Origin of the sequence: Clostridium sp. D43t1_170807_H7, assembly GCF_015555905.1 — a bacterium.
Classification (GTDB): Bacteria; Bacillota; Clostridia; order Clostridiales; family Clostridiaceae; genus Clostridium.
This window is the reverse complement of sequence record NZ_JADNLK010000007.1, coordinates 58,232-71,318: the sequence shown is the minus strand read 5'-3', so window position 1 is coordinate 71,318 and position 13,087 is coordinate 58,232. Positions and strand designations below refer to the sequence as shown.

Below are 13,087 nucleotides of genomic sequence, written 5' to 3'. Positions count from 1 at the left end.
ATTTATATTAATTATCAAAAAACTTTCTAGTTATCTAATATTTTTTTCCTTAAAACATTAAAATAATCATAATTATCAAATAATAAAATCTTTGCAACATCTTTGGCTTTTTTAATTATTATAGAAGTATTATCTTTAATCTTTCTAGCTTCTTGACCATCAAAAGTTAAATAGATCTCACCATTATAATTTTCAGCCTTAATTAAAATCTCACTACTACTCTTTAATACAATTGGCTGCATTCCTCTAGTATGTGGACAAATAGGTGTTAATGTTATAACTTCCACATCTGGATATACAAAAGGTCCTCCTGCTGAAAATGAGTATGCTGTAGAACCTGTAGGAGTTGCAACTATTAATCCATCTCCTTTGAAGGTATAATATAATTTTTTATCTATATACACTTCAAATTTTGCCATTCTCGATAATGTTCCTCTAGCTATTACAACATCATTTAAAGCTTTACTATTAATATTTTCATTTTCATCATCACTTTTACATTCTAAAAGTATTCTATTTTGAATAGTGTATTGTCCATTTTTTATCTTATTTAAAGCTTCGCCTAAATCTTGTATTTCTATACTTGACAAAAATCCTAAATTTCCTATATTTATTCCTAGAATAGGAACATCATATTTTCCATTAATATCTCTAGCTATACCAAGTAAAGTTCCGTCTCCCCCTAATACTATAAGCAAATCTAACTTATCATCAAATTTATATTTATTTATTTCATAACTATTTAGTACAGTTATTTTAGGGTTCTTAAATATATTTGTAATTTTTTCAATAACTAAATATAATATCTTTCCATCAGTGTCTTTTGAAGGATTTAATGCTATTACAATATTCTTCATATTAACTCCCTTTACTATCCTTATATACCTATAGCCAGCTTTTAAAGCTGGCTATGAGATTCATTTACAATATCTTCAATTTGACTTAACTCAAAACTTCCTTCTCGTTCTTTATCTTTAGTAAAGTAAACAAGATATTCTCTATTTCCTTCTGGGCCTTTAATTGGTGAGTAACTTAATCCTAGTACATTTAATTCATTTTCTATTAAAAAGTTTATTATTGTATTTATAACTTCTAAATGTACTTCTTTATCTCTTACAACACCTTTTTTACCAACCTTATCTCTTCCAGCTTCAAACTGTGGCTTTATTAATGCTACAACTTCACCTTTATCTCCTAATAATGCCTTTACAGCTGGCATTATTGTTCTTAATGAAATGAATGATACATCTATAGATGCAAAATCTAAAGCCACACCAATGTCTTCTGGAGTTACATATCTAATGTTTGTTTTCTCCATACAAACAACTCTTTCATCAGTTCTAAGCTTCCAAGCAAATTGCCCATATCCTACATCTACAGCAAATACTTTAGATGCATTATTTTGAAGCATACAATCTGTAAATCCACCTGTTGATGCTCCTATATCCATGCATACTTTATTTGTAAGGTCAATTCCAAAAGTATTCATTGCTTTCTCTAATTTTAAGCCTCCACGACTTACGTACTTAAGTTTTTCTCCCTTAAATACTATATCAGCATCAACTTTAACTTTTTCTCCTGCTTTATCTACTCTTTGCCCATCAACAAATATAAGCCCTGCCATAATATTAGTCTTTGCTTTCTCTCTTGATTCACAAATTCCTTTTTCAACTAATAATATATCTAATCTTTCTTTCTTAGATGCCATATTTTTCTCCTTTATCTTAAAATGTTTATAACACATTTTTCTATAGCTTCTGCATCAAGACCTGCATCTTTATATAGTAAGTTAATATCTCCATGTGGAACAAATTTATCATCAAATCCTAAAGATTTAAATTTACTCTTAAAATTAAGCTTACTTAATTCCATTAATACATAGCTTCCAAATCCGCCATTTATAACATTATCCTCAATAGTTATAATGCTATATCCTTCATCAACCAGCTCTTTTAACATTTCAGTATCTATAGGCTTTACAAAAGTTGCTCCTATAATCGTAGGATTAATTCCTTTTTTAATTAATGATTTTCTTGCAATCATTGCATGCTGTACCATTTTTCCTACAGCTATTATAGCAACTTTCTCTCCATTAATTATCTTTTCCCATTTTCCGTATTTTATTTCTTTAAGTGCAGTTAGATCTTCACAACAATCTGCTCCTCTTGGATATCTTATTGCAACAGGTCCATTTTGATTCAAAGCCCACTTTAACATTATAGATAATTCTTCTAAATGCTTAGGTGCTAAAACTACCATATTAGGTACTGCACATAAATAAGATAAATCAAATACTCCTTGATGTGTTTCTCCATCATCACCTACAATTCCAGCTCTATCTATAGCAAAAACTACAGGTAGATTTTGAATACAAACATCATGTATAACTTGATCAAAAGCTCTTTGTAAAAACGTTGAATAAACTGCAAAAACCGGTCTTAAACCAGTACTTGCCATCCCTGCTGCAAGGGTAGTAGCATGCTCTTCTGCTATTCCAACATCAAAAAATCTATTACTATATTTTTGAGCAAACTCTTTTAAGCCTGTACCATCTGGCATAGCTGCAGTAATCGCAACTATGTTGCTATTTTTTTCAGCTAGCTCTAACATAGTATCTCCAAATACTTTAGAATATGTTTTTTTTGCAGGTATATAACTTTCACCACTTTCCAAATCAAATGGTGAAACTCCATGAAATTTATTTGGATTTTTCTCTGCAAATTCATACCCTTTTCCTTTCTGAGTTACTGTATGAATTATTACAGGTCCATTAATTTCTTGAGCTTTATTAAATACTTCATTCATTAACTCAATATCATGCCCATCAATAGGCCCAATATATTTAATACCCATATTTTCAAACAGCATAGAGGGTACTAATAAATGCTTTAAACTATCTTTTACTCTATGTAAACATTGAACTACTGTTTTACCAGCATTACTATTACTTAAAGTAGAATTTATATCTTCCTTTAATTTATTATAACTATGATCTAATCTTAATTTATTTAAATGATTTGATAATCCACCTACATTTTTTGAAATTGACATCTGATTATCATTTAAAACTATAATCATATTAGTTTTATTAAAACCAACATCATTTAATGCTTCTAATGCCATTCCTCCAGTTAATGCTCCATCTCCTATTACTGCAATAACATTATAATCTTCATGTTTAATATCCCTAGCTCTTGCTATACCTAAAGCTGCTGATATTGATGTACTACTATGCCCTACACCAAAAGCATCATACTTACTTTCACTTATTTTAGGAAATCCACATAAACCTTTATATTTTCTCAATGTATCAAACTTATCCTTACGTCCAGTTAATATCTTATGAACATAAGTTTGATGTCCAACATCCCATACTATTTTATCTTTTTCAAAGTTAAATGTTTTATATAAACTAAGTGTTAGCTCAACTACACCTAAATTCGAGGATAAATGACCTCCAGTTTTTGATACTTGTTCTATTAAAAATTCTCTTATTTCATCACTAAGCTTATAAAGTTCCTTATTAGTCAAAGTTTTAACATCTCGTGGATAGTTTATATCCTCTAATAATTTTGACATATTTATCATTCCTTCGTTTAGTTTTCTCTGTCTAAAAGTTCTTTAGTTAAAACCTTTAAATCCTTAGTATCTACAGATAAACTATCTAATATCTCAATGCTATCTTTTGTTAGCCTTTCACATTCTTTAATGCAATATTCTAAACCATGCATTGTAATAAAGTTAGTTTTATTACTTTCTTCATCACTTAACACATTTTTCCCTAATTTTTCTGTGCTACCTATCACGTCTAAAATATCGTCCTTTATTTGAAAAGCTAATCCTAAATTTTCACCAAACTTTTCTAGCTTTCTAACATCATCTTCTGGTGCTTCCCCAAGTATAGCTCCTGACACTATTGAAACTTTAATAAGTGCTCCAGTCTTATTCATATGCATATATTTAAGTTCATCTTCACTTATTTTTTTACCTTCATTTATGATATCTACCACTTGACCGCCTATCATACCTTCAGGTCCTGCTGCAGAAGCAATCATTTCAGCTGCTACTAATGATTTTTCTCCATTTTTCAATGAAAATCTCATCATTAAATTCATAGCTTCATTTAAAAGTGTATCTCCTGCAAGTACTGCTATATTTTCACCATATACTTTATGATTAGTAGGCTTACCTCTTCTTAAATCATCATTATCCATACAAGGTAAATCGTCATGTATTAAAGAATAAGTATGAATCATTTCAATAGCTGAAGAAAACTCTAATATATCTCTCCAATTATCTTTATACATACTATATGTTAAAAGCATTAATATAGGTCTTATTCTCTTTCCCCCTATATTAAGACTGTAACTTGCTGAATCATAAATAACTTTATTATAAGTCCCTTTATTACTAAAGTAAGCTACTAAAAATTCATTTATTTCTTTCTTCATTTCATTAAACTTCATTTTCTTTCACCACTTCAGCATTATCTTTAATTGTTAAGAACTTTCCCTCTAACGTGTCTAATGTCTTATATAACTTATTAATGATTTTACTTCCCTTTTCATATTCTTTCATAGCATCTTCCAAACTTAACTCATCGTTTTCCAATGTAGATAAAATAACTTCTAAATTATTTAACATATCATTATAGCTTTCCTTCTTTGCCATGATAAAATCCCCCTTTTTCCATGGGAGTAAAATTTCCTTTTACATACCCATCTTCCATAGAAATTTTTATTTCAGTAGTTCCTTCAAAAAATTCTTTGCTTTTAACTACTTTACCAGTTTCATCTTCTATTATAGCATAACCTTTTGCTAAAATATTCAAAGGATTATGTGCATTTAATATATTATTTAATGAAAATATCTTTTCTTTATTACTCTTTATTTTAAATTCTATTATTTTTTCTATTTTTTCCTTTAGATTATCAATTTCTAAATACGCATTTGCAATTCTATTACTTGGTGAATTTAGACTTAATATTTTTTCTAAGTTTTTAACTCTTTGTTTTTCTTCTCTAAGTCTATCACTTATTATAAAGTCTAATCTGCCTTCATAATCACTAATTTGCTTATACTGATTTTCTTCTAAAGGAACAACTACTTCAGCTGCTTGTGAAGGTGTTGCTGCTCTAAAATCTGCTACAAAATCAGATATAGTAAAGTCCACTTCATGTCCTACTGCTGATACAATAGGTATTACTGATTTAAAAATAGCATATGCTAATGGTTCTTCGTTGAAATTCCATAGTTCTTCCATGGAACCTCCACCTCTACCTATTATAATAACATCTACACTTTTCTTTTTATTAAAATATTCTATACCTTCAATTACTGTTTTATATGCTCCATCACCTTGCACTAAAGCTGGATAAAGAATAATATCAACTTTTGTATTTCTTCTTCTTACAACATTAATTATATCCTGTATTGCTGCACCTGTCTCTGAAGTTACTACTCCTACTCTGTAAGGATTTTTAGGAAGGGGTTTTTTAAACTCTTCTTCAAAATACCCCTCCCTGCTTAACTTTTCCTTTAATTTTTCAAATTTTATGTGAAGTTCTCCTAAACCTTCTTGTTCTATCTTATCACAGTATATCTGAAATGTTCCATTTGCTGAATATACAGATGCTCTTCCCGATACTACTACAGACATTCCTTCTTGTAATACAATATCTAAATCAAAGCTTTTACTTTTAAACATAATACAATTAATCTTACTATTCTCATCTTTTAATGAAAAATAGATATGACCACTTGAATGATATTTTAAATTTGAAATTTCTCCCCTTACAGAAAGGTTATTTAATATAAAATCATTATCTAATATTTTTTTTATATAATTATTAACTTCCGATACTGTTAAAGTTTTAATTTTCATACTTTTCTAAAGCCTCACATACATTCTTCATTAAAAGAGTTGTTGTAAGAGCTCCAACACCACCTGGTACAGGAGTAACAAAAGCTGCTTTATTTATAACTTTTTCAAAGTCAACATCACCTGTAATTTTTCCTTCCACAGAATTAGTTCCTACATCGATAACTATTGCATCTTCTTTTACATAGCTATCATCTATAAACTTAGCTTTTCCTATAGCAACAATTAAAATATCTGCTCTCTTACATACTTCTTTTAAGTTTTTAGTCCTTGAATGACAAATTGTAACTGTACAATTTTCTTTAAGCATTAATGCTGCAGCTGGTTTTCCTACTATATTACTTCTTCCAACTACAACTACTTCCATTCCTTCTAAATTTATATTTAAGCTTTTTAATATTGTTAATACAGATTTAGGTGTACACGGCATAAAAGTTTCTTCCCCCATGTATAGCTTTCCTTGATTAACAAAGGTTAAACAATCTATATCTTTTTCTGGAGATATTGATGATATTATTTTCTTTTCATCCATATTTTTAGGTAATGGTAATTGAAGTATTATACCATTTACACTATTATCATTATTTAGTTCCTCTATTTTTTTAATTAACTCATATTCTGTTACATCATCACCTAAATGAATTTTTTCGAATTCCAATCCTAGTGAAATTGCTACTTTTTCTTGATTATTCAAATAAAATAATGATCCACCATCATTACCAACTAATATAGATGCAACTTTAGGTATATTCATCCCATTTAACTTTCTAGTTTCTATAAAGTTTTTTATGTTATCCTTAACTCCTAAAGCTATAGCCTTACCATCTATTCTATCACCCATTTTTTTGCCCCCTCTAACTCTATCGAAAATACTCTTTTTTTAATTATAAACTTTTTAAAACCTTATCTAATACTCCGTTAACAAATGAACAGCTTTTTTCATCTGAATATTTTTTAGTTAATTCAACTGCTTCATTTATTGCTACACTTCCTGGAACATCTTCAACAAACATCATTTCTCCTACTGCTAATCTTAATATTGTAAGATTAACTTTAGAAATTCTATCTAACTTCCAGTTAACTAAAGATTCCACAATCTTTTTATCAATAACTTCTACATTATCAGTAACTGTTTTTACAACATTTTTTATATATTCTACGTCTATAGTATTTAAATCCATCTCATAATCTTCTATGAAGTTTTCTATTGTTTCCTCATAAGTATTTTTGCTAAGTTCCATGCTAAAAAGCAACTCCATTGCTTTTTCTCTTGATTTCTGTCTTTTCATAACTTCCTCCTGAGTATATATAATATACATTAATCTCTTTATTTGTATTATAAACTTATATTACATTAATTAAACATATGTATATTACAATATTATCTTATTTCTGTCCATAAAAATAATCTTTTACGAATCAACTTCTACTATTATAAATAATTTTTTTAAAATTTACTATCTAATTTTTTATGTAAACCTTATATTTTTTTCTATTACAATGAGAAACCCTCTGTTTTACAGAGGGTTTTTTACTATACTTCTAGTGCTTCTTATTGTTCTTGTTTTGGAACATATATGTTTTGAACATTGACATTAACTTTGTCAACCTTTAAGCCAGTCATAGCCTCAACAGTCTTTTTAACATTTTCTTGAACTGCACTTACTACCTCTGGAATCTTCATACCATACTCTACAGCTACATTTAATTCAATTATAGCTTTATCCTCTTCTAATGTAACCTTTACACTCTTCCCATTAGAAACTTTTTTGCCTTTTAATATTTGTGATATGTTACTTGAAACTCCATGTTGAACTTCAACTATTCCTTGAATTTCATCTGCTGCTATTTCTGCTATAACACTTACTACTTCATCAGAAATTTTAACAATTCCTACAGTAGATTCATTGTTTACATTTTCCATGCCTTAACCTCCTTAAGGTTTATTATATAAACCTACTTTTCCTTATGTTCATTATAGCAAAAGAGCCTTTATATTACAATGAATTATTTCATTGATGTTATATCTACATCAGTTAAAGTAGTAATATCTTCAACAACCTTCTTTATTACAGCTGCATTTTCCTCTGATAAAACATCATCTACTTTTACATAAACTTTTACAGTTTTGTTATCACTGATCATGCAAAGAGCATCTTCATAGCCTTTATTTCTAATTTCTGATTCTACTCTACTTTCTTGGTCTTTCATTTTAGCTTTTTCAACTAATGCATTATTTGCTATATCCTTTGATTCTTGTGATGCATTTGCATCTTCTGTAATAGCTTTCATATCATCTACATACTTTTCATCTTGTTGCTCTTTAGTTAACCTCATACTATAGAAATATTCTGTTGTACTTAAAGTTTCTTCTGTAGCTGTATCAGTTTTAGTATCATCAGTATTTTGCTTTAATACTGCCTCCAAACTTGTTGGATCGTTATAACCATTTTCATTTAGCTTCATAGATAATACTCCAACACATACTATTAAAGCCATTAGTGTAAAAATAATCCCAAATTGTTTTTTTGTCATTTTTAATTCCTCCCATTCTTTTTATATAACATATATATGCTAGCTTCCCATCGGATATACATTAACCTTATCCAAACTTAAATTATATAAACTTGAAACAGCCTTTTGTATATCATATGTTATCTTACTGCTCTTAGCACCCTCTGCAACAATTAACACCCCTGTAATTTGTGGTTTATATGTCTTAGTTATAAAGGGCTCACTTGTATTTGAATCACTTTGCATTACTACCGTTGCTCCCTCTGTTTCTTGTTTTGTTACTCTTGTTCCTCCATTAGTGTCTTCTTCTTGTGTCTCTGATGTTTGAGTACTTGAATTTGTTGCTGGTACTTTTACTTCACTACTTTCAAAATAAATATTAACAACTACTTCTCCTACCCCATCAATTTTAGAAAGTATCTCCTCCAACTTTTCTTTTTGTTCTGTTTCATAATCTAATAGTTCTTTAGATGTAGTAACACCTTCCTCACCTGCAACTTCTTGAGCTCCACTAGGTGTATTATTGTTATTTCCTTTAGTTAGATTAGCATCATCTCCCATAAAATTACTAACTGCAAGCCATAAAAATATAATTACAAGTAATACTATTAAGCAATTAACAAATTTTTTGTTTTGCATAAGTTTATTCATCTCTTCATTTAATTTATCTTTATCCATACCTCTCTTCACCCTCCTATTCTTTATTATTCTCCCATGCTATATAACTTTATTTTTTCTGTTGGTATTTTGAAAACTTCTGATAAGTAATTCTTAATTTCTTCTTCATTATCCACTGTTTCCTCATTTGATACTGCTTCTTCACTTTCTTCATCTATATTAATTTTAATACTATCAACTAATTTTACTCCTCCATCTTTTACTCCTACTTCTAAGCTCTCTATGCTGTAAGTCATATTTTCTAAATCTATTTCACATTTAACATTTGATTTAAAATCTTTGTCTGAAAATTCTTCTTTAAGTAAACTATCACAATTACTATTTAAGTTATTTTTAAATGATTCTATTTGACTTTTACTTATACTCTCTTCGCTTTCATTAGTTGTACCTTCATAAAGCATACCTTCATAACTTTTTATAATGTTTACTAATTCTTGCTCACCACCATTAAAGAACTTTACTATTGGATTTATCATTACTGAAATAAGTATTAATCCTAAGACAAATTTTATATATTTCTTCATAGAATTATCTGGAGAAATTATCTCTACCGCTGTCATGAATATCATTGTAGCAACTAAAGTTATAACAAAATTATTTATATATTCCATTTGTCTTACCCTCCTATAACAAATTTTCCTGCTGATATCATAATTGCTATAAGAATAAAGAACATTATACTTACACTTAAAACACATGACATTATTAATACTAAAGATTCACCTGCAGCAGCTATAGAGCTTGTGATTCTCTTATCTGTTATTGGTTCTAGTAATGCTGCTGAAAGTTTAAAAATAAGTGATGATAGTATTATCTTAATAATTGGATATAAAATTATTAAAATTATAACTATTAACCCGATAGATCCAATTGCATTTTTTATAATTAATGAATATCCAGCTACAGATGATATAGCATCTGAAAAAGACTTTCCTACTATTGGTATAAAATTATCAACAGCAAATTTAGTAGTTTTTAATGTAACTGCATCTATAGTAGAAGAAGTTATACCTCTAATAGTTAATATTCCTATAAAAATAGTAAGAATAATCCCTTGTAACCATACAGTAGATTTTTTTATCATTCCGCATAAATTAGATAACTTTGATTCCGTTGAGATATTATTTGTAAACTGTAATACAAAAGTTATTAAAATTAATGGTATTATTACATTCATATATATTTTAGGAATTAATATTGTAGCTCCAAGTATTATTGGATCCATAGTAGCTGCTTGAGTTAACCCTCCTGCTGCAGCTAACATAAGTACTAAAACTGGCAGAACTTTATCCATAAAGTCTGTAATTTGAACAATTACATCTTTCGCCAATGATATTGATATAATAAAAGTTTTTGATAATAATATTATTAAAATGGCATAACAAGCATAAAAAGCTACCTGTGATACTCCTTCACTTGAGAAAGAGGATTGTATATTCTTAAATAATGAACATATTATTCCTATTGCAACAATTGAAAATGCCAATGATAATATAGTTTTTACTTCTCTAAAAAATAAACTTATAACAGCATTCAAAATTGTTGAGAAAGATAAATTTCCTTCACCAGTTTCTATATAACTTTGTATATAACTTATTGGATCTAATTCATTAATAAGCTCTACATCACTTTTCATTGTATTTATATAATCATATAGACTATTAAGCTTTGATTCTACTTCTTCATCATTAGTTATAGTAGTAAGTTCCTCAGCATAAACAATTTTATTATGGAATATTGAAACTCCACTAAATTCTATAATACTTATAATTATCAAAGACCAAATTATCTTTAAAATATAGTTTCTCATTTTCTCACCTACAATATTTGAAGAATTGAATTCAATACAGCCATTAAAATTGGAATTGCTAATCCTAGTATTATAATTTTTCCAGCAAACTCAACCTTGCTTCCTATACTCCCAGCTCCTGAATCCTTACATATTTCGCTGCAAAAAGATGTTATATAGGCAATTGCAAGAATTTTTAACACAATTCCAATATAAACTGTATCTATATTAGCTTTATTGGCAATCTCTTTAATAAACTCTATTACATCAGCTAATTGACCTATCATGTAAAGGAATATTCCTATTCCAGCAGAAAGTACTACAAGTAATCCTATTTCGGATTTTTTATCTTTTAATAAAAGGAATATGAATAAAGCAGTAAATGCAAAAAATGCAATTTTAATTATCTCCATAAAACCCACCTAAAAAGTAAACATAGTTTTTACAGTATCAAAAAGATTTGATATCATCCCAATAATAGTAACTAAAATAATAACCATCCCTGCTAAATTGGCTAATACTGCAAATTCCTTTTTCCCATTTCCCTCTAATACTTTTTCAATAACCATAAGCAAAACTCCCATTGCTCCAATCTTAAACAGCAAACTTACATCAAACATAATAAATTATACTCCCCCTTAGATAAAAAATATTGCTAGCATCGCACCAATAGACAATCCCAACGTTCTATATAATTTAATATTTTCTTTTTCAAATTTTCTAGCCTCTTTATAATTTATATCTATATTATCTAATACAATCTTAAAAATCTTATCTTGCCCTGTTACTCCTGATGAACCTAAAGTTTTAAAAAAATCACTTATAATCTTATGATCATCATCAGATAAATTCATCTTCTCTTTTGATTTCATATAAGCACTTTCAAAACTTTCATATATAGTACCTGTATAACCATTTTCTAATGTAAATGACATATCACTAAAAATTTCTGAAACAGGCTCAGAAACCTTTTTACTAATTTCCAATAATGCATCAGGCAATGGAGTATTAGCATATATAATCTCATTACTCAATAATAAAAATCCCTTTTGAAATTCTTTTAATTGACTACTTCTTCTTTTATAGTTCTCTCCCCAAAAGAAACCTATAAATGTACAAATTAGAAACATAAAAAAAATCATTAAACTTCTAAACATTGTAACCCCTTCTCTCTACTTACCTTATAAACCCTTTCTATAGTTCCAGCCCCCCTTCGATTGCTTAATAATATAATTCTTTCTAGTACGCAATTATCTATTAACTCCTTAAAGACCTTTCTATTGTAAACATCATTTACATCATAACCATGTACTGTAACTATAACGTTGACCCCAGAATTAAAAGCCATATTTAATGCTTCTAAATCACCTTCTGTTCCTATCTCATCACATATTAACACTTCTGGTGAAAGACTTCTTATTGCCATAATCATTCCTGATTTTTTTAAACAATTATCTAAAATATCAGTTCTGATTCCTACATTCATTTGTGGTACACCATTATAACAGGCCGCAATTTCACTTCTTTCATCTACTATTGTTACTTTTTTTCCTTTTAGATTTATTTGATACATTCCATTAGATAAATTTTTAGCCATATCCCTTAATATGGTTGTTTTCCCACACTTAGGAGGAGATACTATTAATGTATTATATACTCTATTATTTTCTGTAATTAGCTTCATAACTTTATTAGAGGCCCCTATAATCTCTTTACATATTCTTATATTCAATGATGAAATATTCTTTATTGTCCTAACTTCCCCCTTTGACATTACACACTCTCCAGCAAGTCCAACTCTATGTCCCCCCTTTAATGTAATATATCCTTGCTTAATTTCCTCTTCAAAGGCATATAGTGAATAATTAGAAATTTTAGCTATCATATACCTTAAATCATCTTTTGTAGGAATATAATCTAATACCTTTTCTTCAAAGGATAAATTTAGTATTATAGGTTTTCCTATTTTAATCCTTATTTCTTGTATTCCATCACTCATTAAAAATTCTTTAATACTATTCCCTATACTTTCTGGAAGTATCTTATAAACTTCATCATATTTCATATTATCACTTCCTTAATTACCCTTCTCTTTAATTTTTATTTCACATAATAACGAATTATTCATACTATAAAAAAAATATGTAAAATATTTCTTTTGAATCATATGCAAAATAAATATCTATAATAATATATTTATTTGCTGACATATAAATTCCATAAAT

Annotated in this window: 17 protein-coding genes; all 17 read right to left on the bottom strand. The window is 28.2% G+C overall.

The window, feature by feature from the left end; genetic code table 11:
- Positions 1–26: 26 nt before the first annotated feature.
- The 17 genes from I2E98_RS06070 to spoIIIAA all read right to left on the bottom strand — a co-directional run bounded on the left by I2E98_RS06070 (position 27) and on the right by spoIIIAA (position 12,927).
- Positions 27–857: an NAD(+)/NADH kinase gene (locus tag I2E98_RS06070; RefSeq protein ID WP_195468073.1), complete on the bottom strand. Its 831-nt coding sequence runs from the start codon at positions 855–857 to the stop codon at positions 27–29.
- A 41-nt stretch (positions 858–898) separates the two neighbouring features.
- A complete protein-coding gene (locus I2E98_RS06065) occupies positions 899–1,708 on the bottom strand; it encodes a TlyA family RNA methyltransferase (protein ID WP_195468072.1) in 810 nt (269 codons plus the stop codon).
- An 11-nt stretch (positions 1,709–1,719) separates the two neighbouring features.
- A complete protein-coding gene (dxs, locus tag I2E98_RS06060) occupies positions 1,720–3,579 on the bottom strand; it encodes a 1-deoxy-D-xylulose-5-phosphate synthase (protein ID WP_195468071.1) in 1,860 nt (619 codons plus the stop codon).
- Positions 3,580–3,596: 17 nt separating this feature from the next.
- Entirely contained in the window at positions 3,597–4,466 is an 870-nt protein-coding gene (locus tag I2E98_RS06055; RefSeq protein ID WP_195468070.1) for a polyprenyl synthetase family protein, read from the bottom strand.
- Complete coding sequence (gene xseB / locus I2E98_RS06050; RefSeq protein ID WP_195468069.1) at positions 4,456–4,671, bottom strand: exodeoxyribonuclease VII small subunit; 216 nt, start codon at positions 4,669–4,671, stop codon at positions 4,456–4,458. The genes I2E98_RS06055 and xseB overlap by 11 nt, the downstream gene beginning before the upstream one ends.
- The gene (xseA, locus tag I2E98_RS06045; RefSeq protein WP_195468068.1) at positions 4,649–5,884 is read right to left on the bottom strand and encodes an exodeoxyribonuclease VII large subunit; all 1,236 of its coding nucleotides are present in this window, start codon (positions 5,882–5,884) and stop codon (positions 4,649–4,651) included. Before xseA ends, xseB begins: the two co-directional genes overlap by 23 nt.
- Complete coding sequence (locus tag I2E98_RS06040) at positions 5,874–6,722, bottom strand: tetrahydrofolate dehydrogenase/cyclohydrolase catalytic domain-containing protein (RefSeq protein WP_195468067.1); 849 nt, start codon at positions 6,720–6,722, stop codon at positions 5,874–5,876. The genes xseA and I2E98_RS06040 overlap by 11 nt, the downstream gene beginning before the upstream one ends.
- A 43-nt stretch (positions 6,723–6,765) precedes the next feature.
- Complete coding sequence (gene nusB / locus I2E98_RS06035) at positions 6,766–7,170, bottom strand: transcription antitermination factor NusB (RefSeq protein WP_195468066.1); 405 nt, start codon at positions 7,168–7,170, stop codon at positions 6,766–6,768.
- A 263-nt stretch (positions 7,171–7,433) separates the two neighbouring features.
- Complete coding sequence (locus I2E98_RS06030) at positions 7,434–7,805, bottom strand: Asp23/Gls24 family envelope stress response protein (RefSeq protein WP_195468065.1); 372 nt, start codon at positions 7,803–7,805, stop codon at positions 7,434–7,436.
- Positions 7,806–7,888: 83 nt separating this feature from the next.
- Positions 7,889–8,416, bottom strand: a complete 528-nt coding sequence (locus I2E98_RS06025; protein ID WP_195468064.1) for a SpoIIIAH-like family protein — start codon at positions 8,414–8,416, stop codon at positions 7,889–7,891.
- A 39-nt stretch (positions 8,417–8,455) separates the two neighbouring features.
- Positions 8,456–9,073: a stage III sporulation protein AG gene (gene spoIIIAG, locus I2E98_RS06020; protein ID WP_243250975.1), complete on the bottom strand. Its 618-nt coding sequence runs from the start codon at positions 9,071–9,073 to the stop codon at positions 8,456–8,458.
- 26 nt (positions 9,074–9,099) lie between these two features.
- Positions 9,100–9,684 carry a stage III sporulation protein AF gene (spoIIIAF, locus tag I2E98_RS06015; protein ID WP_195468063.1) on the bottom strand — a complete coding sequence of 195 codons (585 nt, stop codon included), beginning with the start codon at positions 9,682–9,684 and terminating at the stop codon, positions 9,100–9,102.
- Positions 9,685–9,689: 5 nt separating this feature from the next.
- Complete coding sequence (gene spoIIIAE / locus I2E98_RS06010) at positions 9,690–10,883, bottom strand: stage III sporulation protein AE (protein ID WP_195468062.1); 1,194 nt, start codon at positions 10,881–10,883, stop codon at positions 9,690–9,692.
- Between the two features lie 8 nt (positions 10,884–10,891).
- Complete coding sequence (gene spoIIIAD, locus I2E98_RS06005) at positions 10,892–11,275, bottom strand: stage III sporulation protein AD (protein ID WP_195468061.1); 384 nt, start codon at positions 11,273–11,275, stop codon at positions 10,892–10,894.
- A gap of 9 nt (positions 11,276–11,284) precedes the next feature.
- Positions 11,285–11,482: a stage III sporulation protein AC gene (gene spoIIIAC, locus I2E98_RS06000; RefSeq protein ID WP_195468060.1), complete on the bottom strand. Its 198-nt coding sequence runs from the start codon at positions 11,480–11,482 to the stop codon at positions 11,285–11,287.
- Positions 11,483–11,500: 18 nt separating this feature from the next.
- The gene (gene spoIIIAB, locus I2E98_RS05995) at positions 11,501–12,019 is read right to left on the bottom strand and encodes a stage III sporulation protein SpoIIIAB (RefSeq protein WP_195468059.1); all 519 of its coding nucleotides are present in this window, start codon (positions 12,017–12,019) and stop codon (positions 11,501–11,503) included.
- A complete protein-coding gene (gene spoIIIAA / locus I2E98_RS05990; protein ID WP_195468058.1) occupies positions 12,004–12,927 on the bottom strand; it encodes a stage III sporulation protein AA in 924 nt (307 codons plus the stop codon). The genes spoIIIAB and spoIIIAA overlap by 16 nt, the downstream gene beginning before the upstream one ends.
- Positions 12,928–13,087: the final 160 nt, after the last annotated feature.

Excerpts from the sequence above, each read along its gene's own strand:
- I2E98_RS06070 (WP_195468073.1), bottom strand. The coding sequence starts at position 857 with ATGAAGAATATTGTAATAGCATTAAATCCTTCAAAAGACACTGATGGA.
- I2E98_RS06065 (WP_195468072.1), bottom strand. The coding sequence starts at position 1,708 with ATGGCATCTAAGAAAGAAAGATTAGATATATTATTAGTTGAAAAAGGA.
- dxs (WP_195468071.1), bottom strand. The coding sequence starts at position 3,579 with ATGTCAAAATTATTAGAGGATATAAACTATCCACGAGATGTTAAAACT.
- I2E98_RS06055 (WP_195468070.1), bottom strand. The coding sequence starts at position 4,466 with ATGAAGTTTAATGAAATGAAGAAAGAAATAAATGAATTTTTAGTAGCT.
- xseB (WP_195468069.1), bottom strand. The coding sequence starts at position 4,671 with ATGGCAAAGAAGGAAAGCTATAATGATATGTTAAATAATTTAGAAGTT.
- xseA (WP_195468068.1), bottom strand. The coding sequence starts at position 5,884 with ATGAAAATTAAAACTTTAACAGTATCGGAAGTTAATAATTATATAAAA.
- I2E98_RS06040 (WP_195468067.1), bottom strand. The coding sequence starts at position 6,722 with ATGGGTGATAGAATAGATGGTAAGGCTATAGCTTTAGGAGTTAAGGAT.
- nusB (WP_195468066.1), bottom strand. The coding sequence starts at position 7,170 with ATGAAAAGACAGAAATCAAGAGAAAAAGCAATGGAGTTGCTTTTTAGC.
- I2E98_RS06030 (WP_195468065.1), bottom strand. The coding sequence starts at position 7,805 with ATGGAAAATGTAAACAATGAATCTACTGTAGGAATTGTTAAAATTTCT.
- I2E98_RS06025 (WP_195468064.1), bottom strand. The coding sequence starts at position 8,416 with ATGACAAAAAAACAATTTGGGATTATTTTTACACTAATGGCTTTAATA.
- spoIIIAG (WP_243250975.1), bottom strand. The coding sequence starts at position 9,073 with ATGGATAAAGATAAATTAAATGAAGAGATGAATAAACTTATGCAAAAC.
- spoIIIAF (WP_195468063.1), bottom strand. The coding sequence starts at position 9,684 with ATGGAATATATAAATAATTTTGTTATAACTTTAGTTGCTACAATGATA.
- spoIIIAE (WP_195468062.1), bottom strand. The coding sequence starts at position 10,883 with ATGAGAAACTATATTTTAAAGATAATTTGGTCTTTGATAATTATAAGT.
- spoIIIAD (WP_195468061.1), bottom strand. The coding sequence starts at position 11,275 with ATGGAGATAATTAAAATTGCATTTTTTGCATTTACTGCTTTATTCATA.
- spoIIIAC (WP_195468060.1), bottom strand. The coding sequence starts at position 11,482 with ATGTTTGATGTAAGTTTGCTGTTTAAGATTGGAGCAATGGGAGTTTTG.
- spoIIIAB (WP_195468059.1), bottom strand. The coding sequence starts at position 12,019 with ATGTTTAGAAGTTTAATGATTTTTTTTATGTTTCTAATTTGTACATTT.
- spoIIIAA (WP_195468058.1), bottom strand. The coding sequence starts at position 12,927 with ATGAAATATGATGAAGTTTATAAGATACTTCCAGAAAGTATAGGGAAT.